The sequence below is a fragment of the Polaribacter glomeratus genome (assembly GCF_002954665.1).
Lineage (GTDB): Bacteria > Bacteroidota > Bacteroidia > Flavobacteriales > Flavobacteriaceae > Polaribacter > Polaribacter glomeratus.
This window is the reverse complement of the sequence record NZ_MSCM01000001.1, coordinates 1,533,274-1,555,505: the sequence shown is the minus strand read 5'-3', so window position 1 is coordinate 1,555,505 and position 22,232 is coordinate 1,533,274. Positions and strand designations below refer to the sequence as shown.

Below are 22,232 nucleotides of genomic sequence, written 5' to 3'. Positions count from 1 at the left end.
ATTTATAGTAAAGCTTCTTTTAATAAGGTTATTGGGTGTTTTGCAATCCGTTTTGTACCATCAAAAATTTGATGTCTACAACTTGTTCCTGATGCAGCAATTTCTGTCTCCGAAGTACAATTTCTAAGTTTAGGAAATAATGTGTCTTCACCAACTTGCATGCTCACTTTATAATGTTCTTTTTCATATCCAAAAGAACCTGCCATTCCGCAACAACCAGTATTTAAAATAGTTACAGCATAATTAGTTGGAATGTTTAGCATTTTAAAACTTGCAAAAGTGCCCGATAATGCTTTCTGGTGGCAATGTCCATGAATTTTTATTTCTTTCGTTTCTGATGTAAAAAGAGCACCCGTAATGTTTTCTTTTTCAATTTCTTTTGCTAAAAATTCTTCGAACGTAAACACATTTTTTGCAATTTTTTCTGCGGATGTTTTATCAGTTGCTAAACGAATATATTCGTCTCTAAAAGTTAAAATGGCAGAAGGTTCTACGCCAATTAGCGGAGTCTCATCTGTAATTATACCTTTAAAAACAGCAATATTATTGTTGCAAATTTTCTTCGCTTCTTTTAAAAATCCTTTCGAAATATGACTTCTTCCGCTTTCATCATGCGCAATATTTTTAACTTCGTAGCCTAATTTTTCTAATAAAATAACCGCATCTTTTCCTATATCAGCATCGTAAAAATTAGTGAATTCGTCTTTAAATAAATACACTGCTTTTTTAGATACTTTAGGTTGGTGTTGTTTCATCCAACTTTCTAAAGTTTGATTTGCTAATTTAGGAACCGAACGCTCAACAGCCACCCCTAAAACTTTTTTCATCAAAAGTGAATTGGTAAAAAAGTTTGTAATTCTCGGTAATTTACTGCCTAATTTATTGTATTTGGCATTATTTGCAAATAAGCTATTTCTAAAAGAATAGCCGTTTGCTTCTTGATATTGATACAGAAATTCTGCTTTCATAGTTGCAATATCAACATTACTCGGACATTCTGATGCACAGGCTTTACAACTTAAACAAAGGTCAAAAACTTCTTTTAATTCTTTGTGATCAAATTTATTTACTTTATCAGAATTAGTTAAAAATTCACGCAGCGTATTTGCTCTTGCTCTGGTGGTGTCTTTTTCGTTTTTTGTGGCTCTGTAACTAGGGCACATGGTTCCGCCAGCTTCTGCAGGTTTTCTACAATCTCCAGAACCATTGCATTTTTCTGCTAATTTTAAAATTCCTTCGCTATCAGAAAAATCCTGAAGGGTTTTAATTTCTGGTTCTATTCGGTCAATTTCGTAGCGTAAGTTTTTATCCATCGAAAAAGCATCCGTAATTTTTCCTTGGTTAAAGACATTGTTTGGATCAAATGCTTTTTTAATACGTCTTAATAATTGATAATTTTGCTCGCCAATCATCAACGGAATAAATTCTGCACGCACAATTCCGTCTCCATGTTCACCACTAAAAGAACCTTTGTATTTCTTAACCAATTCGGCAGTTTCTGTCGTTATTTTTCTAAATAAAACAACATCTTCTTTTTTCTTTAAATTCAAAATAGGACGTAAATGCAATTCACCAGCGCCTGCATGAGCGTAATACACAGCACTTTGCTGATATTTATCCATTATTTGGGTGAATTCCTGAATATAATTTGGCAAATCTTCTAAAGCCACAGCAGTATCTTCTATACACGCAACTGCTTTCATATCGCCAACAATATTTCCTAAAAGGCCTAAACCAGCTTTGCGCAAATTATGCACTTTTGCAATATCGCTGCCATAAACTTTTGGGTGATGATAGCCAAAATTGTTTTTCTCTAAATCGGTAATTAAAGTATCTGCTAAAATTTCTGCCTCTTCAAGCGTATTTGCAGAAACTTCTAACATTAAAACGGCTTCTGGATCGCCTTGTAAAAAGAACCTGTTTTTTGCAGCCTCTCTGTTACTTTTTGTACAATCTAAAATGGTTTTATCCATCAATTCACAATTGTATAAATTGTGTTTCATGGCGGTAACAGTAGCCAATAAACTTTCATTAATACTTGTAAAATGAGAACAAACCATGATACTTTCTTTTGGCGGTAAAGCATCTAATTGTAACGTTATAGAGGTTGAAAAAGCCAAGGTACCTTCGCTACCAGAAAGGAATTTTGCAACATTTATAGTTGGTTGTGTTCCTCCAAATAAATCTGAAATTAAAAACTCATCAACGGCATAACCGGTATTTCTTCTATGAATGGTTTCTTTTGGAAACTGTTCTTTAATTTCTTGCTGATTTGCCTTAGAAGAAAGTTCTGTATAAATAGATTTATAAATTTGTCCTTCTAAGGTGTTTTCTTTTGTTTTTCTGATGAACTCTTCGGATGAAATTTCTTTAAAAATAGCGGCACTTCCATCACTTAAAATAGCCTCAATTGCTAGCACTTTATCGCGTGTAACGCCGTATTTTATAGAAGTGCTTCCAGATGAATTATTACCAACCATTCCGCCAATCATACACCTGTTTGATGTTGAGGTGTTTGGTCCAAAAAATAATCCGTAGGGTTGTAAAAAAAGATTTAAAGAATCTCGAACGATTCCAGGTTCTAATGTAATCGTCTTCGCCTTTTCATCAAAAGAAATAATATTCGTAAAATGGGTAGAAACGTCTACTACAATTCCGTCTCCAACACATTGCCCAGCAAGGGATGTTCCTGCGGTTCTAGGTATTAAAGTAACGTTATTTTTGGTAGCAAAATCGATTAAAGTTTTAATGTCTTTTTCATCCTTTGGAAAAGCGACTGCTAACGGAATCTTACGATACACAGAAGCATCTGTAGCGTATAAAGTTTTGTGTAAATTATCAAAAAGAACATCACCAGAAAGTGATTTGTGTAAGGTTTTTAAAGCAGTAGTGTCAATCATTTTTTACAATGGAATTTGAGTGTCTTTTACTACTACAAATATCGCTAAAATTATTTTTATAACGGAATAAACAAAGTTGTAATCTAAAGTTTTATGAGTTATTGCAGATATTGTTTTAGATAAAAGCTTTTATTCTTTTTAGTGCATTTTTTTAACTTAAATCTTTAAATACTGCTAATTAAAAGTACTCTGATTGTTGTTCTATTTGATATGCACATCTAGTTGCGGAAACGGAATGGTTACATTGTTCTCGATAAATTTTTGGTTGATAGTTCTTCTAATATCACTTTTCATTCTATCTGCTCCAAAAATTGTACTACTATAAAAAAGTACTTGAAAATCTAAAGAAGAATTTCCGAAATTTACAAGTCTTGCCTCTATAAATTTAGTGTCATCGACCTCTGGGTGAATTTTAGCGCTTTCTTCAAGAATCCTAATAACGAGTTCTACATCGCTTCCGTAACTTGTGCCAACTTCTATTCTAAATCTATTTTGTCTTGTTTGGTGACTCCAATTAATCACTTTATTTGTTGTGATTAAAGAATTTGGGATGATCGTAGAGATATCATCGGTATTTAATCCTTTAGAAGTTCGCAAACCAATTTCTTGTATTTTTAATATGTTTCCGTCTATTTCTAAAACATCACCAATTTTAATGGATCTTTCTGATAGCAAAATAACGCCAGAAATAACATCGTTAAAAGTCTGTTGCAATCCTAAACCAACGCCAACTAACAAGGCCGCAGAACCAGCCAATAAAATAGATATTTTAATGCCAAAAGTTTCTAGTATAAAACCAAAAGCGATGATCCAAATAATGTATTTTATTATTTGATATAAAGAAGACACGTTTCCCTCATCAAATTTATCTAAATTCCTGTTGCGAAAAATAGATTGTTTAATAACAATTAAAACGACTTTGGTAATAATTACAATTAATAGCACCAAAAATAACGTACTAACTTTTAAGTGATAGGTTCCAATATTTAAAAGTTCAAATTCTAAAAATTTGTTGATCAATTCCATGTTTTATAGGGATGAATATTTTTATCAGTAAACTTTTCTGCGGATGTTTGCCTACTTTATTTAATGATATTTTAAAGTTAAAGCGAATTTAAATATTTTTTAGTTAAAAAATTAGAATAACTACTAATTATCAATATTTTGTATTGACACTTTTTGGAAGATTCAAAATACAATTAATTAAAATTAAACAGTTAAAAAGTATTTGAATTGGTATATTTGTTTACAATCAAATCTTATTTTAAATGAAAAAACTAATAGTATTTTTCCTGTTTATTTCTATTTCAATATCAGCACAAGAAGTTAATTTGTCTTATTACTTGCCAAAAGATGTAACTTACAATAAAAATATTCCAACTCCTAAAGATATTATTGGGCATGAAGTAGGCGAGTGGCACGTTACCCACGATAAATTAGTAGAATACATGAAGGCTTTGGCGGCTTCTTCGGATAGAATTTCTATAGAAGATAGAGGAACCACTTACGAAGGAAGACCTTTGTTATTGTTGACAATTACATCGCCAGAAAATCATAAAAATATAGAAAGTATCAGACAAAAACATATCGATGCAACCGATGATACTTCTGTAGATATTTCTAAAAACCCAATTGTTGTCTACCAAGGATTTTCTATTCATGGTAACGAGCCAAGTGGTTCAAATGCAGCTTTGGCAGTTGCATATTATTTGGCTGCCGCAGAAAATATTGATGCGTTGCTAAGCAATACAATTATTCTTTTTGATCCTTCATTTAATCCTGATGGATTGCAACGTTTTGCCTATTGGGCAAATACAAATAAGAGTAAAAACATTAATCCAGATCCTAACGACAGAGAATATTCTGAGATTTGGCCAGGAGGAAGAACCAATCATTATCAGTTTGATATGAATAGAGATTGGTTGCCAGTTCAATTACCAGAAAGCAAAGCAAGAATTGCAAGTTTTCATAAATGGTTGCCTAATATTTTAACCGATCATCATGAAATGGGAAGTAATTCTAGCTTCTTTTTTCAACCGGGAATTCCGAGTAGAACAAACCCGTTAACACCACAAATGAATCAAGATTTAACCAAAGAAATTGCAACCTATCATGCAAAAGCTTTGGATAAAATTGGCTCTCTATATTATTCTGAAGAAAGTTTTGATGACTTTTATTATGGAAAAGGTTCAACATTTCCAGATATTAACGGTGGTATTGGTATTTTGTTTGAACAAGCAAGTTCTAGAGGGCACGCACAAGAAACAGAAAACGGAATCTTAACATTCCCTTTTACGATTAGAAATCAGTTTACAGCTGCATTATCAACTTTAGAAGCAGCTAAAAATATGCGTGTAAAAATCTTACAATATCAGCAAGATTTTTATAAGGAATCTAGAAGTTCTGGCGATAATAAAGCGGTTGTTTTTGGTGATGAAAAAGATGCCGCAAAAAGTTTTATGTTGGCAGAAGTTTTAAAACGTCATCAAATTAAAATACACGAAGTAAAAGCGGATTTTACAGAAAACGGAAAAATATTTAAAAAAGGCTACAGTTATGTAGTGCCAATGAATCAGAAAAATCAACGTTTGGTAAAAGCAATGTTTGATGTTCGAAAAACATTTACAGATAGCTTGTTTTATGATGTTTCTGCCTGGACTTTTAACCATGCATTTGGCGTTGATTATGCAGAAAATATAGCACTTTCAAAAGCAGGAACTGAAATTACAGATTTAAAAATGAAAACAGGATCGGTATCTTCTCAAAGCGATTACGGTTATTTAATGCCTTGGAATGAATATTACACTCCAAAAGCATTAAACGCAATTTTACAGAAAGAGTTGCGTGCAAAAGTTTCAATGAAAAACTTTAAAAATGCAGGGAATTCTTACGAGTACGGAACGATTTTTATTCCTGTGCAAAATCAGAAATTAGACACCGCAGAACTATTTGAGTTTTTAAATCAAGTAGCAAAAGAAAGTAATGTTTCAATAACAGCAGTTACCACGGGTTTAAATGACGGAATTGATTTAGGAAGCGAAAATTTTAGCGCAATTACAAAACCGAAAGTAGCAATGTTGGTTGGCGAAGGAATAACAAGTTACGATTCTGGTGAAATTTGGCACTTATTCGATCAGCGTTTTGATATGCATTTAACACGTTTAGATATGAGTTATTTTACAAGAACGGATATCAGCAAATACACGCATATTGTAATTCCGAGTAGTAATATAGATGCAGCTGCTATTGAAAAATTAACTACTTGGGTTAAAAATGGCGGAATTTTAGTGGGTTATAAAAACACTGCAAAATGGCTAGCAGCAAACAAAATGATTAATTTAGATTTTGAGGAATCTAAAATGGATACCATTAAAAATGTTTCGTTCGAAGATCGTTCTTTGCAATCTGGTGCACAGTATATTGGTGGTGCTATTTTTGAAGCAACTATAGACAGATCTCATCCAATAAACTTTGGATATAAAAATGAAAAAATAGCATTGTTTAGAAACTCAACCATGTTTATAAAAGCAGATACTAAGAGTTACAATAATCCTATTAAGTATACTTCAAATCCTTTATTAAGTGGTTATATTTCTAAAGAAAACTCAAAGCTAATTAAAAATACAGTTCCGTTTAAGGTACAAAGATTAGGCAGAGGTCGCGTAATCGTTTTTACTGATAATACAAACTTTAGAGCTTTTTGGTTCGGAACAAATAAATTATTAATGAATACGATTTTCTTTGGAGATCTGATGTAATGTAATCAGTTGTCGGTTATCAGTTTTCAGTTGTCGGTTATCAGTTATCGGTTGTAGGTTTTCAATAATCAATTATCAATTATCAGTTATCGGTTATCGGTTATCGGTTGTCAGTTTTAAGTTTGTAGTTTTAGTTGGAAATTGCAATGGTTATATCTTTTTGAGCTCAGTTGAAAGGTTTATACGTAAGTGGCAGATTTAGTTTTTTTTAATTTCACGCTGTCACTTCGAGTAATTCCGTTTTTCGGCGGAATTGTATCGAGAAGTCTTTAAACTCTAAAACTTATTGCAGTAACAAAACAAAAAGTGAATCGTCTTAGGTAAACAACCAACAAATTAACAAAATGAGTTTCTTTAGAGTTTTATTTGCAATAATTTTTCCGCCATTATCAGTTATTGATAAAGGCTGTGGTTCGTTCTTTATTATTTTTTTACTTACACTTTGTGGATGGATTCCTGGTATAATTGGCGCATTGGTAATTTTGAATAATCCGAAGAATTAGAAGAGAGTATTTAATTTTTTTAGTTGATTTAAAAGTTTAAAACTACGAAACTTTTTCCCCATTTTTAACACCTTTAGAGGCTTGCAATAACACAACATTTCCATCCGTATTGTAAACTCCTATAACCAAACATTCGCTCATAAAATTGGCAATTTGTCTCGGTTTAAAGTTGATGATTGCAGAAACTTGTTTGTTTAGTAATTCTTCTTTGGTATACAAATCTGTTATTTGAGCACTCGATTTTTTAATACCTAAAGCACCAAAATCTAAGGTAAGTTGATACGCGGGTTTTCTAGCTTTCGGAAAGTCATTTACTTCAATAATTGTTGCCATTCTAATGTCAACTTTTAAAAAATCTTCGAATGTAATTTCTTCTATCATATTTATTTAAAAAAATTTATGTTTTGATTGTTCTCAATAAGTACACAATTAAACGATTACTTCTTCCCTAATTTCTGAATTACCCATAAAGGGCCAATCAATAAAAACTCTAAATCCTTTAAAAAAGAGGGTTTTGCACCTTCTATTTTATGGCCGTAAAACTGACCAATCCACGCTAAAACAAAAATAATTATGGATGCATATAGTAAGTCTATAAAATTACCTAGCCAGAAGTTTGCAATAATACATATTAAAATTACTAAGAGCATTTCTGTAAAATACCAAAATCCTAGTCTTAGGTAAAAAACAGAAATAACAAGGCCAACAACAACTGCCCAATTTTCTAAAAGCGGATTAGAAGTGTTAAATGTATTTTCTAAAAAAGTGTTTGGTATGCTCATTAACAAACCAATTACACTAAAAAATATAAGTGGAACACAAATATAATGAATCGCTTGGTTGGTTTCATTTTGATGGCTAACAGCGTATTCATCAAAGTATTCTTTGGCAGTTTTCATATCTCTAAATTAAGACTTTAAAGATATAAGAATTTTTATAAAGAGGAAATTAAAAATAAAAGGTTATTATTTCCAACCTCTGCGAATCATTAATTGCTCTATATGTGCAAAATGATGGTTGCAATGCCAAGCATAGATGCCAATATTTTCTTTTAAAGTAACTTTTTCGTTGCTTGCTGGATGTATAAAATAACGATCTAAATCTTCATCCTTTAAATTATTTATGAGATAAATCCACTTTGCATGCAATGCTTTTAATCCGTCAATAGATAAAAAAATAGGAGCAGATTTAGAGTCGTGTAAAGCTGCCCAACGTTCTTCAAAATAGGCTTTAATTACAGGTTTATCTTCGGTTAAAGTCCATTTAAAACGGATGTAAGAATTAAGATGACTGTCATAACAATAATGCACAACTTGCCTAATAGACCAACCATTTTCTCTGTAAGGAGTATCTAATTGATTTTCTGATAATTCGCGCGTTAAAAACTCTAAATTCTGCGGAAAAGTTTCTAAAACATACAACCAATCTTCAATATTTTTTTTTGTGATTTGCGCTGGAATATTCGCTTTTCCTATCGGATATTTAAAGGCTTCTAATTCCATCTTTTATTTAGTGATTTTAGTCAAAAAACGTTGAGCACTTCTGTTCTCCGGATTGATGGACAACGCTTTTTTAAAGTTAATTTCAGCATTTAAAGTATCCTTTTGTAACAAATAAGCTTCACCTAAACTGTCAAAAACATTAGAGTTGTTGGGATATAAAGCTGCATTTATTTTAAAAACTTCTAGCGCAAGATCAAAATTATTTTTTCTGATATACTCATAACCTAACCTGTTCATCTTATTTTCATTAATCACCGGACTTAAAGAATCTTGTTTTTTAATTTCTAAAAAAGCTGCTAAAGCGCTCTTATATTCTTTGTCCATAAAATATTCACTTGGTGTTTTTTCACCTTCTCCCATTTTTCTAAAATGATAGAGAATTCCATCATGTTCTGTTTTAGAAGCCAACTCAATATGCATTTCTGGTTTTTTTACAAATAGTATTTTTTCATTTAATGCTTTCATATAGAATGCAGTATCATTTACCTTTAAGGGTTCTATATCATCATTTCCACGCCATTTTACTTTTAGTATATGCTCTTTAAAATGGACTTCTAATACTTCGTCGGCATTAAACAAATAACGACCAGAAGTAGCGTTTATAAATTCATCAGTATTTTTTTGCGAAGTACAACTACTACATAAAAGAAGCACAAATAATGGATATAAAAAATTTTTCATGGTTGGTTTGCTAAAAGGATTCTATATTTTAGACGACTAATCTAACCGTTTTGTTACAAAATAGTGCAATTATTTCAATTACAAAATGTGATTTTGGGTTAAATTTGAAAATGCTTTAGTTTTGTGTATTCACTATTTAAAATAATGTAGTATGGTTTTATGAATGATAATAAAAATCAAGTAAAAAAAATAAAGAAACCTTGGCCTACTAAAAAAGCCATGGAACAAGTCTATGAAATGAAACTTTGGGGCGATGACACTTCTAATTTTTATTCAGGAGCTGGATCTCACCAACCAGGAATAATAAATCCATACATTGCTGTTTTAAAAACATTTTTAAGCTCTTTTAAAAGTAAGATTACAGTTTGTGATTTAGGTTGCGGCGATTTTAATGTAGGCAAAGAATTGGTGCAATTTTCCAAGAAATTTATTGCAGTTGATATTGTTGCAGATCTTATCAAACACAACAAAGAAAATTTTAAAGCAGAAAATTTAGAGTTTCATTGTTTAGACATTTCAAAAGATAATTTGCCTGATGGCGATTGTGCTTTGGTAAGACAAGTATTGCAACATATATCAAATGCTGAAATTAAAACTATCGTAAAAAAGCTAGAAAACTTTAAATATGTAATCGTTACCGAACACTTGCCTATTGGAAACTTCACTCCTAATAAAGACATTATTTCAGGACAAGGAATTCGGCTTAAAAAACAAAGCGGCGTTAATTTACTTGAATCACCATTTAATTTAAAAGTAAAAGAAGAAAAGCAATTATTGGCTATTAATTTAAAAGAGAACAAAGGTGTAATTGTAACTACTTTATACGAACTTCATATTTATTAACCACATCTTTAACTGTTTTAAATAATGTTGTTTGAATCAAAGAAAATTAAAATAAAAAGGATGGATTTCATTTAGAAATGAGCTTTTTTAAGCGAAAGAGAAATCTCGAATACCTATAACTGAATTCTTTATGAGGCTCGGTTTTTAAAAAATATGATTTAAGGTATCTCTCTCAATAGCTGTAATTAATTTCACAAATTTGTGCTGATCTTCTTCGGATAATCGATTAAAAAGCAAGTCGCCTTCAGTAATCATTTCAAGTCCTACTTCCAGTCCTTTAATTTGACTTTTCGAATAGGTATTTGGATTCTTTTGCATCGCAGTGATAAGAAACTGAATTACTTCTTTAATTTTTTTAATGAGATTTTTATCATGTAAAATTTCAAATAAGGTTTGCGAGCTTTCTATAAACCTTTCAATTTCTTCACGAGATAATAATTTTAATAATGCATCAACCTTTACAGAATCATACGGAGCTTCTATTTTATTTTTGATGGCTTCATCTACCATGGTATTCTCAAAATTTGTTGCAGCCTTAAAGGTTTTCATTGCGTCTAATCCTGCGCTCAATATTTTAGGGAGATGTCTTCCATATTTAAAGATAATTTTAGCAGCTTCGAGTAAGATTCGCAATAATTTTTGCGGATGTTTTATATAATCGTCTAAACTGTCAAAGGCCTTATTTAATTCTGCTCTTTTATCAGGCGTTGGATACATGTATGTCAAAAAATATTCCCGAAGTTGGTTTACAGTTTCTTCATTAATAGTTTCAGGAAGACCATACGTGTTCTTTATTTGCTGATATTGATATCTTTGAGAAACAGTTTTGCGATATCCTTCAATTATTTCTTCTAAAACTTTTTCTCTGGTCATTTAATGATATACGTTATAAATTGGGTGGTTGTGCGTACCATAAAACCTTGAATTTTGATTTTATGAACTGAGATTATTTAATTTAGGTTTGTGAGTTCGCTTGCTAAATTAATGAATAATTTAGCAAGCTTTGGTAAAATAATAGATCTTGTTAGAATATTTTATGATAATTTCACTTTATCAGATACTCAAACCAACGAACCTTTTTTATATTTAAAGCATCATTTAGTGTTCGTTTAATTATGAAAAAATTAAATCACGATTTTAGGAATACTCTAAAATGTCAAAAGGAAAAATACTTTTATTGCAAAATTATGCAATCGGTGTTCTATGAAGAGGCAATTAAGTAGTTGATCAAGACGCGATAAGAGTTGCATCAGAATGCAACTTCACCTTTTGTAATTATCTGTAATTCAGTTGATTTAAGTTTGCTGAGAAACTACTCTTTTTAGGCCTAAAACAACCTTTTTCATCCCTAAAACAATTAATAATTTTTCAAAAAATCGTATCTTTACAATAGAAAATTGAAAAATATGAAAGTAGTTACCTTAACCATAAACCCCGCTTTAGACAAAAGTGCAAAAGTGGCAGAAATGACACCTTTTGATAAATTAGACTGTTTAGATATCACGTATCATCCAGGAGGCGGCGGAATTAATATTTCCAGAGTTTTACACAGATTAGCTATAGAAAGCCATTGTTTATTTCCTTACGGAGGAAAAACAGGAGAGCATTTAATAGAATTATTACAAGAAGAACACGTAGCTGTTTTTTCGACACCAATTTCTATCTGGACAAGAGAAAACTTTGCGGTTTTTGATACAAAAACCAATTTACAGTTCAGATTCGGTATGCCAACAGAATCATTTTCTGAGTCCGAAATGAAAAATGTCGAAAGGTTGATAAATGAGCAAGTAGCCGACAATGATATCTTTGTTATAAGTGGTAGTTTGCCAAAAGGATTACCAACTGATTATTATTCTAAAATCATTAAAAACTTAACCGCAAAAGGAGTAAAAGTTATTGTGGATACTTCGGGCCCTGTTTTTAGTGAAGTTTTAAAAAATGAGTTATATCTGATAAAACCTAATCAAAAAGAATTGGCACGTTTAGCAGGTAAAGAATCGTTAACTAAAGAAGAACGAGAAGCATTTGCGATGCAATTGGTAACTTCAAATATTGCAAAATATGTGGTGGTTTCTTTAGGAAAAGACGGTGCTTTTATGGCGCATAAAAACGGAATTGAGTATGTGGCTGCTCCAGAGATTTTAGTAAAAAGTACTATTGGGGCAGGAGATAGTATGGTTGCAGGTTTAATTTATGCGATTGTAAAAAATGAAAGTCCAAAAAACATGTTACGTTGGGGTGTTGCTTGTGGTGTTTCTGCAACTTTAAGTGAAGGTTCCGATTTAGCACACAAAGTAGCTATTGATCAAATTTTGAAATTGGTGTAAATTGTTTTTATAGAATAAAGTTTAACTGCTTCTCAAAGTAAGACTAGCAATCAATAATTAGTAATAAAAGAATTTAAAATTTTTTTGACAAGCTCAGCAAGACAATGAATCGTTTCAAAGTCTTGCTGAGTTTTTTTTATTTAAATAGTTGAGTCCACTTAAGTTTGACATACTTTTATTTTTAAAAAAAATAAATATTCTATAAAATAAGTAGACATCGTATTTTAAATTGGGTTAATGACTTGTTATACAGCTATGTAAAAGCCTTTTTAACAGTTGGGTATAATGTGGTTAAACGTTTCAATATCAGTAAAACACAATAAAATTGTATTTTTGGTAATTGATTATTAATAGCATCATAAAAGTTACAAAAAATGGCAAAAACATTATTTGACAAAGTATGGGATTCACACGTTGTTCGTCACGTTAAAGACGGACCAGATGTGTTTTTTATTGACCGTCATTTTATCCACGAAGTTACAAGTCCTGTAGCGTTTTTAGGATTAGAAAGTAGAGGAAACAGTGTTGTATATCCTGCGCGTACATTTGCAACGGCAGACCACAATACACCAACTATAAATCAACATTTACCTGTCGCAGATCCTTTGTCTGCAAATCAGTTAGATGCGTTAGAAAGAAATGCGGCTAAACACGGAATTTCACATTGGGGTTTAGGTGATAAAAACAACGGAATTGTGCATGTTGTTGGTCCAGAAAACGGAATTACCTTACCTGGTGCAACAATTGTTTGTGGAGATTCTCACACATCAACACATGGTGCTTTTGGTGCTATTGCCTTTGGTATTGGTACATCAGAAGTAGAAATGGTTTTGTCTACACAATGTATTATGCAACCAAAACCTTTAAAAATGCGTATCAACGTAAACGGTAAATTAGGTTTGGGAGTAACTCCAAAAGATGTGGCTTTGTATATTATTTCTAAGCAAACAACTTCGGGCGCAACGGGTTATTTTGTTGAATATGCAGGAGGTGTTTTTAAAGACATGTCTATGGAAGGCAGAATGACTGTGTGTAATTTATCTATTGAGATGGGTGCACGTGGAGGTATGATTGCTCCGGATGCCAAAACATACGAATATTTAAAAGGGCGTGCTCAAACTCCGAAAGGAGCCGATTGGGACAAAGCCATGAAATATTGGGAAACGTTGCATACTGATGAAGGTGCAGAATTTGATGTTGAATATAATTATGAAGCATCAGATATTGAGCCAATGATTACCTACGGTACAAACCCAGGAATGGGAATGGGCGTAACAAAATCGATTCCAACTGCCGAAAGTTTAGAAGGTGGCGTAGAAACTTACAGAAAATCATTAGGATATATGGCTTTTAACGAGGGTGATTCTATGATTGGTAAAGAAATTGATTTTGTGTTTTTAGGTTCTTGTACAAACGGACGAATTGAAGATTTTAGAGGGTTTTGTTCTATTGTAAAAGGAAGACAAAAAGCGCCGAATGTAACAGCTTGGTTAGTACCGGGTTCTCATAAAGTAGTAGATCAAATAAAAGCAGAAGGGTTAGATAAAGTTATTACAGAAGCAGGTTTTGTTTTAAGAGAACCAGGTTGCTCGGCTTGTTTGGCTATGAATGATGATAAAGTTCCATCAGGAAAATTATCGGTCTCAACATCAAACAGAAATTTTGAAGGAAGACAAGGCCCCGGATCTAGAACCCTATTAGCATCACCTTTAGTTGCTGCAGCATCCGCAGTGCAAGGAGTTGTTACAGATCCTAGAACGCTAATGACTAGTTAGCAGTTTACAGTAGGCAGTTTTCAGTCAAATGATGTTGCTTACCATAAAATATTAAAATAACTAAAAATGACTGCCTACTGAATACTGGCAGACTGAATACTTAAAAACATGGCTTACGATAAATTCAACATATTAACAAGTACAGCATATCCATTACCAACAGAAAATGTAGATACAGATCAAATAATTCCTGCTCGTTTTTTAAAAGCAACAGAGCGTGTAGATTTTGATGTAAACTTTTTTCGCGATTGGAGATACAATTCAGACGGAACACCAAAAGCAGATTTTCCTTTAAACAAAGAAATTTATGCAGGTTCTAAAATTTTAGTAGGAGGTAGAAACTTTGGTTCTGGTTCGTCAAGAGAACACGCAGCTTGGTCTGTGTACGATTTTGGATTGCGTTGTGTAATTTCATCAGCATTTGCAGATATTTTTAAAAATAACTGTTTAAATGTGGGGGTTTTACCGGTTCAGGTTTCGGCTAAATTTGCAGATACGTTATTTGCTGCAATTATGGCAGATCCAAAAACAGAGATTAACGTTGATTTACCAAATCAGAAAGTAACTTTACTGGCAACAGGTGAATCTGAATCTTTTGTAATAAATACCTACAAAAAAGACAATATGTTAAACGGTTTTGATGATATTGATTATTTAAAAAACATCGAAAACGAAATAACTGCTTTTGCCAAAACAAGACCTTTCTAAAAATAATTTTTTAAGATTGACGTATGGCAACTAGAAAGATTGAAATAATGGATACGACACTGCGTGATGGCGAACAAACATCAGGCGTGTCGTTTTCGGTTTCTGAGAAATTAACAATCGCAAAATTACTTTTAGAAGAATTAAAAGTAGACCGTTTAGAAATTGCATCTGCCAGAGTTTCTGATGGCGAATTACAAGCTGTAAAGAAAATTACTTCTTGGGCATCAGAAAATAATTGTTTAGATAAAATAGAGGTGTTAACTTTTGTTGATGGTGGAAAATCTATAGAATGGATGATCGAATCTGGCGCAAAAGTTCAGAATTTATTAACCAAAGGTTCTTTAAATCACTTAACACATCAGCTAAAAAAAACACCAACACAACATTTTGTAGATATCAAAGCTACTATTGAGTTAGCGGCGAAACATACTATTAAAACAAATGTGTATTTAGAAGATTGGTCTAACGGAATGCGTAATTCCAAAACCTACGTTTTTGAATATTTAGATTTCTTAACGACTCAAAATATAGAACGCGTTTTATTACCAGATACTTTAGGTATTTTAACTCCGGATGAAACCTTTGAGTTTATTACTGAAGTTCGTCAAAAATATCCAACTATTCACATCGATTTTCATGGTCATAATGATTATGATTTAGGCGTTGCCAACGTAATGGAAGCTGTAAAAGCGGGTGCAAACGGATTGCATTTAACCATAAATGGGATGGGAGAACGTGCAGGAAATGCACCAATGGCAAGTGTTATTGCAGTAATTAACGACTTTTTAAAGGATGTAAAAATTACTGTAAATGAAAAAGCGCTAAATAAAGTTAGTAAGCTTGTAGAAACATTTTCGGGCTTTAGAATTCCCGTGAATAAACCAGTTGTTGGCGCTAATGTTTTTACACAAACGGCAGGAATTCATGCAGATGGAGACAACAAGCACAACTTATATTTTAACGATTTAATGCCAGAACGATTTGGTAGAAAACGTAAATATGCATTAGGAAAAACATCAGGTAAAGCAAATATCCAAAAGAATTTACAAGATTTAGGAATTAGTTTAAATGATGAAGAACTTAAAAAAGTTACCCAAAGAATTATTGAGTTAGGAGACAAAAAAGAAGTAGTGTCTCAAGAAGATTTACCTTACATAATTTCTGATGTTTTAGACAGTGATACAATTGTAAAACGTGTAATTGTAGAAAATTATGTTTTGGGGCATGCAAAAGGAATGAAACCATCAACTACTTTGCAGTTAAGAGTGGAAGGCGTTTTGTATGAAGCGCATGCACAAGGAGACGGACAATTTGATGCCTTTATGAATGCTTTAAAAAAGTTGTACAAAACACACAGTAAAAAGGAAGTTCCTAAGTTGATTGATTATGCAGTTAGAATTCCGCCAGGAAGTAATTCGGATGCCTTGTGTGAAACGATTATTACTTGGAGAAGAGAAAAACACGAATTTATTACACGAGGTTTAGATTCAGATCAAACAGTATCTGCAATTAAAGCCACAGAGAAAATGTTGAATATTATTTAAAAAATGCCATTTGCTCTTAGCAGTTTGCTATTAGCTAAAAAAAACAGAACCGAATAAATTATCAGCTGTATATTGAGCCAATTGCCAATTGCAAACAGCCAAAAGCTTAAAAATATGAAATTAAAAATCGCAGTATTAGCTGGAGACGGAATTGGTCCGGAAGTTATAGACCAAGCAGTAAAAGTATCCGACGCAATAGCTAAAAAATTTAACCACGAAATAACTTGGAGGCCCGCTTTAACAGGTGCAGCAGCAATTGATGCAGTTGGTGAACCATATCCAGATGAAACTCATGAAATTTGTGCAACTTCGGATGCTGTTTTATTTGGTGCAATTGGTCATCCAAGATATGACAATGATCCGTTAGCAAAAGTTCGTCCGGAGCAAGGATTGTTAAAAATGCGTAAAAAATTAGGCTTATTTGCAAACGTAAGACCAACATTTACGTTTCCTTCTTTGTTAGATAAATCGCCTTTAAAAAGAGAAAGAATAGAAGGAACTGATTTGGTTTTTTTACGTGAATTAACGGGGGGAATTTACTTTGGCGAAAAGGGTAGAAGAGATGGTGGAGAGACTGCTTTTGACAATTGTGTATACACAAGAGCAGAGGTAATTCGTTTGGCTAAAAAAGGGTTTGAATTGGCAATGACACGTTCTAAAAAATTGTGTTGTGTTGATAAAGCCAATGTTTTAGAAACTTCACGTTTATGGAGAGAAACTGTTCAGGCTATGGAAAAGGATTATCCAGAAGTTACGGTTTCTTACGAGTTTGTAGATGCAGTTGCGATGCGTTTGGTACAATGGCCAAATAGTTATGACGTATTAATTACAGAAAATTTATTCGGCGATATTTTAACTGATGAAGCTTCTGTTATTTCTGGTTCTATGGGATTAATGCCAAGTGCATCTTTAGGTTCTAATATTGGTTTATTCGAGCCAATTCACGGTTCTTATCCGCAAGCAACTGGCTTAAATATTGCAAATCCTATGGCTACAATTTTATCTGCAGCAATGATGTTCGAAAACTTTGGTTTACTAGAAGAAGGAAAAGCAATTAGAGAGGCGGTAAACAATGCTTTAAACAAAGGAATTGTTACAGAAGATTTAGCAGATGGAGGAAAAGCTTACGGCACAAAAGAGGTAGGAGCTTGGATTACAGAAAATATATAATACTTAGTTTCTAAATTGAATATATTTTAAAAAGCGCTCTAATTTTGGGCGCTTTTTTTGTTTTAGACCATAAAAAAGTCCTGCATCAAAAGAGTACGTTTTATGCTAGATCTTTTACTCTATGTCTTTTGATCTTTTTATTGAATAACCATCAGTAGAAAAAGCAAACCCTTGATTTGTGCCATTTTCTCCTATCATTATTGCTTGAATTATTGGTTTAACATGTTTGTTTTTACCGCTTAACTCAACAATAAAGTTTGCTCCGGATCCTCCTGTATCATCCTCTTTTTCAATCACATAGTTTATACTGGCCATTGGTGGTAAACTAATAGAATTATGTAGATAGTTTTTTACTAAAACGCCTTCAGTATTAAAATAATCAATTTTGGTTACAAATAGAGAATCAGAATAACTCGTATTTCTAATACTCAAAGTAGCGGCTAAAAGGCATTTTTGATTTACTCTGGTTACATAAATATTAGAATAAATGGGTACATAAATAGTATCATTGTACTTCATTTGATTTTTATCTATTGGATGACCCAATTCCAGAGATTCTAACTCGTCTACTCCTGATTTTATAATATTTGGATTCTTATTTTCGCAAGAAATAAAAATAAAAACTAGCAGTACAGTTTTTAATATTGTTGAGGTATATTTCATTTTTTTCATTTTTTAATTAAACGATTTTTATTCTTTATAGTAGTTTATTATCTGCAAAATTGTAATCTTTAATTTAAATATTAGAATAAGCATTTTTAGTACTAGAAAATTACAAAGCCATAAAGGTTTTTTTAAGTTCCTCTAATGTGAATGGTTTTTGTAGAATAAGGTCAATGTTGTTTTGCTCTTTAACTTTCTCTTCAATATCCCATCCGGTTACGGCAACAATTTTTATTTTTTTTGCAAACTTAGCTCTAATTGCTTCGGCTAACTGCCATCCATCCATTTCTACCATGCCAATATCTGTAAATACAACATCACAATTATTTTCATTAAGATGTGCTAAAGCTTCTTTTCCACTCATTACAAGAGTACATTTATGTCCCATCAAAGCCACTAACATACGTGCAGATTCGGCAATTATAAAATCGTCATCTACCCATAAAACACACAAAGATTCTTTTTCTTTATTTTCTTTCATAACTTTTATTTTAGACACCTCTTGGAAAAATAATTTCGATACATGTTCCTTTATTTATTTTAGAAGATTTAACAACTATATCTCCTCTGTGTTTTTTTATAATTCCGTATGCGCCGCTCATTCCTAAACCTCTGCCTAATTTAAATCCTTTGGTTGAAAAGAAGGGTTGAAATACTTTTAATCTAGTTTCTGTATCCATCCCAATACCGGTATCTGTAAAGGTAGCAAAAACGCCTGTTGCATTTAAGCCTGTTTTAATGTTTAGAACGCCACCTTTTGGCATTGCTTCAATACTATTTTTAATCAAATTAAAGATAACAGATTTTATCTCACCTTTGTTACAGTTAATTTTAGGGATGTTACCAAAATCAGTTGTAATATCGATTTTTAGAAATTTACTATCTAATGTGTTTTTCCATAAAGGATTTGATTCCTTTAAGCTTTCTTCAATTAAGATGTTTAAATCGAATAGTTTAGCGTTTTTATTAATATTTTCGGTATCTCCAAATTTTTGCAAGGCTTTAACTCTACTAGCAACATCAGTAATAATAGTTCCAATAGTATTTAACCGATCAAGAGAACTAGTTGATAATTCATTTTGAATTTTTACAACTTCTAAATTACCCATCATTTGTTGTAGAGAATTATTAAAATCATGAGCAATAGAAGATGACATTTCTCCAATAGCTTTTAATCTTTGGTGTTTGCTTTGCGCTTCTTCAAATAGTTTTTGTGCAGTAATATCTTGGTTAGCCCCTGATAAACTAGTTACTTTATTATTGTTATCAAATACAGGTTGACAAATTGATTTTACTGTTTTTTGCTCATTATTAGAAAGTATAATTCGAAATTCAATATCGTATGGAACACCTAGATTAACAGCCTTGTTAACTGCTTCTTTATACAACTCTAAATCATCAGTATGAATTAGACTTAATGCTGTATCGAATTCAGGTATTGGTTTTGTTATGTCAAAACCCCAAATATGATACATTTCTTCTGACCATTCTTTTTCTTGCGTAGAAAGATTGTATAACCAACTGCCTACTTTTGCTAATTTCTGAGCCTGTATTAATTCATTACTAATATTTTGCAATTTTAATTTAGTATTATATTTCTCTTCTTCTAATAGTTTTTTTAAGGTAATATCTTGTGTTGTTCCGGCCAAGCGAAGTATCTTATTATTTTCATCTAAGATCGTTTGACCAACAGACCTTATCGTTTTTTGTGTGCCATTTTGTAGGCAAATTCTATGCTCTAAATCGTATGGTTTTTTTAAACTGATAGCTTCGCTAACAGCACTTATAAATAACTCTTGGTCTTCTGGATGTATTAGGTTAATTAGTTCTTCTAATTCAGGAGGGTTCTTTTTTGGATCAAACCCCCAGATGTGAAATGTTTCATTAGACCATTCTATATTTTGAGTTGAAAGATTATATAACCAACTACCAATATGTGCTAATTTTTGCGCTTCATTTAATTTTTTTAAAGATTCCTTTTTCGCTAATTTTGCATCTTTTATGTTTTGAATACTTTGAATACTAATTGGCACTGTTTTCTGATTCCCTTCTTTTTGAGGAATAGGAATTGAAAATAAAGCAGCAAATTCATCACCCTCTAATGTTTTATAATTTACTTCGGATGTAAATGTTTTTTCATTATTCCAAATGGCTTCTATAAGATTTATAAAAACTTTTTCTGCTCCATCACCAAATGTAAGCTGTATATTATTTAAAAAATCTTGATTATTTTTTGCTTTAAATAACTTTAAAGTGGCTTTATTTACATTCGTTACCTTTACTTTTGAAAGTAATGAAAATACTATTTCTGGGTTTTGTTCTAAATATATTTTAATATTTGATATCTCTAGTTTTCTAAGTTCATCTAAGTGTTTATATACAAGTGTAAAATCTTCGTTCCAAATAGAGATTGCTGCATTATCAAATAATTCTTTAAAATCCTCTTCTATTCGTCTGTTTTTATCTTCTGCATGTTTTTGTTCGGTTATATCTTTTGTAACCCCAAAAATACTGTCTTGAGAATTTTTTTCGAGTGCCATAATATAAAGCGTTCTAATTTCTCCGCAAGGCCTCTTTATTCTAAACTCAAAAGGGATAAATATTTTATCAATAAGTAAAGCGCTTATACCTTTCTCTACTTTATGTAAATCTTGGGGTACAACGGTTTTAGTTACATTTTCATTAGAAGGGTAAAAGTGTTCTTTTGAAACCCCATAAATATTGTACATTTCATCAGACCATTCTGCTTTATCTGTTGTCATGTTCCATTGCCAACTACCAATATTACTTAGTTTTTGAGCTTGATTTAAGGCATTATTTAGTTGATCAAGTTTTTTATTTTGATGGTCTAACTCTTTTTTAATGGTTTTACTTTGGGTGATGTCTTGCACTGTGCCATTAATTGATACTGCTTTTCCGTTTGCATCAAACGAAGGTTTACCAATACCTAAAATGTATTTAGTACTGCCGTCATTGCAAAGTATTCGATGTTCAAATTCATAACTATTGCCCGTTTTAATGGCTAATCTCACCAAACGGTCTAGCTCAGTTTTCTCGCTTCGATTAATTTTGTTTCGATAAGTTTTATATAACTTCTCTGCAGGTGTATTTTCCATTTCAAAAATACGGTATTGTTCAGGTGACCAATAAATATTAAATGTTAAAAGGTCTAATTCCCAACTACCAATTTTTGCAGTGGCTTGTGCTTCGTTTAAACGTTTTTCACTAAGAACTAGTTCGGTAGCTTTCTTATCTTTTAATTTATTTTGATTTTCTATTTCTAGTTCTGCAATTTTACGTTTATCGATGTCTCTGCATACTTTTACTATTTCAACAACTTTACCTGTATCATTTTTAATAGGATACATGTATTCTGAAAACCATTTTTTTTCTCCTAGCCAATCTAAAAGTACTTCAATAGTTTCGCTTTCGCCTGTTTTTACTACTTTTCTAAATCCGTCTAAAAGTACTTTAGAGGTGTCTTGATCAAAAAGGTCTTTGGGTTTTTTACCAACGATATCTTTTAGAGCTATTGCATAACGTGTTGGTCCATTATAATAAATATATCTACCATTAGTTTTGTGAATGGTAATCATATCATCAGATGCTTTTAATAGCATGTTAATACGATCTTCACTTTTTTTTAGTTTATCATCAGATTTTAATTCTTTAATCTGTTCTTCTAATTCTTTATAAGTGGGTTTTTTCTTTAGCATTAGCTTGTATTAAGGTGTTGGCTTTATACATTTAACAAAATTATTAAATATTTAATAATCTTATTTAGCTAATTTAAATTTTTAAATTGAAAAAATCAAGAGGAAAAACATCCTTTTAATAAAAAAAGCACATTAAAGAATC

General features: G+C 31.8%; 18 protein-coding genes. 8 read left to right on the top strand and 10 right to left on the bottom strand.

Annotation, left to right across the window (positions count from 1 at the left end; genetic code table 11):
- Positions 1–2: 2 nt before the first annotated feature.
- A complete protein-coding gene (locus BTO16_RS06640; RefSeq protein WP_105020837.1) occupies positions 3–2,900 on the bottom strand; it encodes an FAD-binding and (Fe-S)-binding domain-containing protein in 2,898 nt (965 codons plus the stop codon).
- Between the two features lie 201 nt (positions 2,901–3,101).
- Positions 3,102–3,926: a mechanosensitive ion channel family protein gene (locus BTO16_RS06635; protein WP_105020836.1), complete on the bottom strand. Its 825-nt coding sequence runs from the start codon at positions 3,924–3,926 to the stop codon at positions 3,102–3,104.
- 242 nt (positions 3,927–4,168) lie between these two features.
- Here BTO16_RS06635 and BTO16_RS06630 point away from each other — a divergent pair, with 242 nt between their 5' ends.
- On the top strand, positions 4,169–6,658 hold the full coding sequence (locus BTO16_RS06630) for a M14 family zinc carboxypeptidase (RefSeq protein WP_211298206.1): 2,490 nt from the start codon (positions 4,169–4,171) through the stop codon (positions 6,656–6,658).
- Positions 6,659–7,002: 344 nt separating this feature from the next.
- Complete coding sequence (locus tag BTO16_RS06625) at positions 7,003–7,161, top strand: YqaE/Pmp3 family membrane protein (protein ID WP_015480514.1); 159 nt, start codon at positions 7,003–7,005, stop codon at positions 7,159–7,161.
- 42 nt (positions 7,162–7,203) lie between these two features.
- Here BTO16_RS06625 and BTO16_RS06620 read toward each other — a convergent pair whose 3' ends face one another.
- The 4 genes from BTO16_RS06620 to BTO16_RS06605 all read right to left on the bottom strand — a co-directional run bounded on the left by BTO16_RS06620 (position 7,204) and on the right by BTO16_RS06605 (position 9,344).
- A complete protein-coding gene (locus BTO16_RS06620; protein WP_105020835.1) occupies positions 7,204–7,542 on the bottom strand; it encodes a tRNA-binding protein in 339 nt (112 codons plus the stop codon).
- Between the two features lie 56 nt (positions 7,543–7,598).
- The gene (locus BTO16_RS06615; RefSeq protein WP_105020834.1) at positions 7,599–8,060 is read right to left on the bottom strand and encodes an Mpo1 family 2-hydroxy fatty acid dioxygenase; all 462 of its coding nucleotides are present in this window, start codon (positions 8,058–8,060) and stop codon (positions 7,599–7,601) included.
- Positions 8,061–8,126: 66 nt separating this feature from the next.
- On the bottom strand, positions 8,127–8,663 hold the full coding sequence (locus BTO16_RS06610) for a YfiT family bacillithiol transferase (RefSeq protein WP_105020833.1): 537 nt from the start codon (positions 8,661–8,663) through the stop codon (positions 8,127–8,129).
- 3 nt (positions 8,664–8,666) lie between these two features.
- Complete coding sequence (locus BTO16_RS06605; protein ID WP_105020832.1) at positions 8,667–9,344, bottom strand: tetratricopeptide repeat protein; 678 nt, start codon at positions 9,342–9,344, stop codon at positions 8,667–8,669.
- Positions 9,345–9,503: 159 nt separating this feature from the next.
- Here BTO16_RS06605 and BTO16_RS06600 point away from each other — a divergent pair, with 159 nt between their 5' ends.
- Entirely contained in the window at positions 9,504–10,187 is a 684-nt protein-coding gene (locus BTO16_RS06600) for a class I SAM-dependent methyltransferase (RefSeq protein ID WP_105020831.1), read from the top strand.
- 144 nt (positions 10,188–10,331) lie between these two features.
- On the opposite strand, the gene BTO16_RS06595 is transcribed toward BTO16_RS06600, so the two are convergent.
- Positions 10,332–11,060, bottom strand: a complete 729-nt coding sequence (locus BTO16_RS06595; RefSeq protein WP_105020830.1) for a hypothetical protein — start codon at positions 11,058–11,060, stop codon at positions 10,332–10,334.
- A gap of 533 nt (positions 11,061–11,593) precedes the next feature.
- On the opposite strand from BTO16_RS06595, the gene BTO16_RS06590 reads away from it, so the two are divergent.
- The 5 genes from BTO16_RS06590 to leuB all read left to right on the top strand — a co-directional run bounded on the left by BTO16_RS06590 (position 11,594) and on the right by leuB (position 17,711).
- Positions 11,594–12,514 (top strand): 1-phosphofructokinase family hexose kinase, encoded by a 921-nt coding sequence (locus BTO16_RS06590; RefSeq protein WP_105020829.1) that lies wholly within the window; start codon positions 11,594–11,596, stop codon positions 12,512–12,514.
- Positions 12,515–12,888: 374 nt separating this feature from the next.
- Complete coding sequence (leuC, locus tag BTO16_RS06585) at positions 12,889–14,289, top strand: 3-isopropylmalate dehydratase large subunit (RefSeq protein ID WP_105020828.1); 1,401 nt, start codon at positions 12,889–12,891, stop codon at positions 14,287–14,289.
- A 108-nt stretch (positions 14,290–14,397) separates the two neighbouring features.
- On the top strand, positions 14,398–14,997 hold the full coding sequence (leuD, locus tag BTO16_RS06580) for a 3-isopropylmalate dehydratase small subunit (protein ID WP_105020827.1): 600 nt from the start codon (positions 14,398–14,400) through the stop codon (positions 14,995–14,997).
- 23 nt (positions 14,998–15,020) lie between these two features.
- Positions 15,021–16,541, top strand: coding sequence for an alpha-isopropylmalate synthase regulatory domain-containing protein (locus BTO16_RS06575; protein ID WP_105020826.1), 1,521 nt, complete (start codon positions 15,021–15,023; stop codon positions 16,539–16,541).
- A 114-nt stretch (positions 16,542–16,655) separates the two neighbouring features.
- A complete protein-coding gene (gene leuB, locus BTO16_RS06570) occupies positions 16,656–17,711 on the top strand; it encodes a 3-isopropylmalate dehydrogenase (RefSeq protein WP_105020825.1) in 1,056 nt (351 codons plus the stop codon).
- Positions 17,712–17,825: 114 nt separating this feature from the next.
- On the opposite strand, the gene BTO16_RS06565 is transcribed toward leuB, so the two are convergent.
- The 3 genes from BTO16_RS06565 to BTO16_RS06555 form a co-directional block, all read right to left on the bottom strand.
- Positions 17,826–18,374 carry a DUF3124 domain-containing protein gene (locus tag BTO16_RS06565; protein ID WP_105021536.1) on the bottom strand — a complete coding sequence of 183 codons (549 nt, stop codon included), beginning with the start codon at positions 18,372–18,374 and terminating at the stop codon, positions 17,826–17,828.
- A gap of 109 nt (positions 18,375–18,483) precedes the next feature.
- Positions 18,484–18,855 (bottom strand): response regulator, encoded by a 372-nt coding sequence (locus BTO16_RS06560; protein ID WP_105020824.1) that lies wholly within the window; start codon positions 18,853–18,855, stop codon positions 18,484–18,486.
- A 10-nt stretch (positions 18,856–18,865) separates the two neighbouring features.
- The gene (locus tag BTO16_RS06555) at positions 18,866–22,090 is read right to left on the bottom strand and encodes a PAS domain-containing sensor histidine kinase (RefSeq protein ID WP_105020823.1); all 3,225 of its coding nucleotides are present in this window, start codon (positions 22,088–22,090) and stop codon (positions 18,866–18,868) included.
- Positions 22,091–22,232 lie beyond the last annotated feature (142 nt).

Bases quoted from the DNA above. Each gene is read 5' to 3' on its own strand.
- BTO16_RS06640 (WP_105020837.1), bottom strand. From the start codon at position 2,900: ATGATTGACACTACTGCTTTAAAAACCTTACACAAATCACTTTCTGGT.
- BTO16_RS06635 (WP_105020836.1), bottom strand. From the start codon at position 3,926: ATGGAATTGATCAACAAATTTTTAGAATTTGAACTTTTAAATATTGGA.
- BTO16_RS06630 (WP_211298206.1), top strand. From the start codon at position 4,169: ATGAAAAAACTAATAGTATTTTTCCTGTTTATTTCTATTTCAATATCA.
- BTO16_RS06625 (WP_015480514.1), top strand. From the start codon at position 7,003: ATGAGTTTCTTTAGAGTTTTATTTGCAATAATTTTTCCGCCATTATCA.
- BTO16_RS06620 (WP_105020835.1), bottom strand. From the start codon at position 7,542: ATGATAGAAGAAATTACATTCGAAGATTTTTTAAAAGTTGACATTAGA.
- BTO16_RS06615 (WP_105020834.1), bottom strand. From the start codon at position 8,060: ATGAAAACTGCCAAAGAATACTTTGATGAATACGCTGTTAGCCATCAA.
- BTO16_RS06610 (WP_105020833.1), bottom strand. From the start codon at position 8,663: ATGGAATTAGAAGCCTTTAAATATCCGATAGGAAAAGCGAATATTCCA.
- BTO16_RS06605 (WP_105020832.1), bottom strand. From the start codon at position 9,344: ATGAAAAATTTTTTATATCCATTATTTGTGCTTCTTTTATGTAGTAGT.
- BTO16_RS06600 (WP_105020831.1), top strand. From the start codon at position 9,504: ATGAATGATAATAAAAATCAAGTAAAAAAAATAAAGAAACCTTGGCCT.
- BTO16_RS06595 (WP_105020830.1), bottom strand. From the start codon at position 11,060: ATGACCAGAGAAAAAGTTTTAGAAGAAATAATTGAAGGATATCGCAAA.
- BTO16_RS06590 (WP_105020829.1), top strand. From the start codon at position 11,594: ATGAAAGTAGTTACCTTAACCATAAACCCCGCTTTAGACAAAAGTGCA.
- leuC (WP_105020828.1), top strand. From the start codon at position 12,889: ATGGCAAAAACATTATTTGACAAAGTATGGGATTCACACGTTGTTCGT.
- leuD (WP_105020827.1), top strand. From the start codon at position 14,398: ATGGCTTACGATAAATTCAACATATTAACAAGTACAGCATATCCATTA.
- BTO16_RS06575 (WP_105020826.1), top strand. From the start codon at position 15,021: ATGGCAACTAGAAAGATTGAAATAATGGATACGACACTGCGTGATGGC.
- leuB (WP_105020825.1), top strand. From the start codon at position 16,656: ATGAAATTAAAAATCGCAGTATTAGCTGGAGACGGAATTGGTCCGGAA.
- BTO16_RS06565 (WP_105021536.1), bottom strand. From the start codon at position 18,374: ATGAAATATACCTCAACAATATTAAAAACTGTACTGCTAGTTTTTATT.
- BTO16_RS06560 (WP_105020824.1), bottom strand. From the start codon at position 18,855: ATGAAAGAAAATAAAGAAAAAGAATCTTTGTGTGTTTTATGGGTAGAT.
- BTO16_RS06555 (WP_105020823.1), bottom strand. From the start codon at position 22,090: ATGCTAAAGAAAAAACCCACTTATAAAGAATTAGAAGAACAGATTAAA.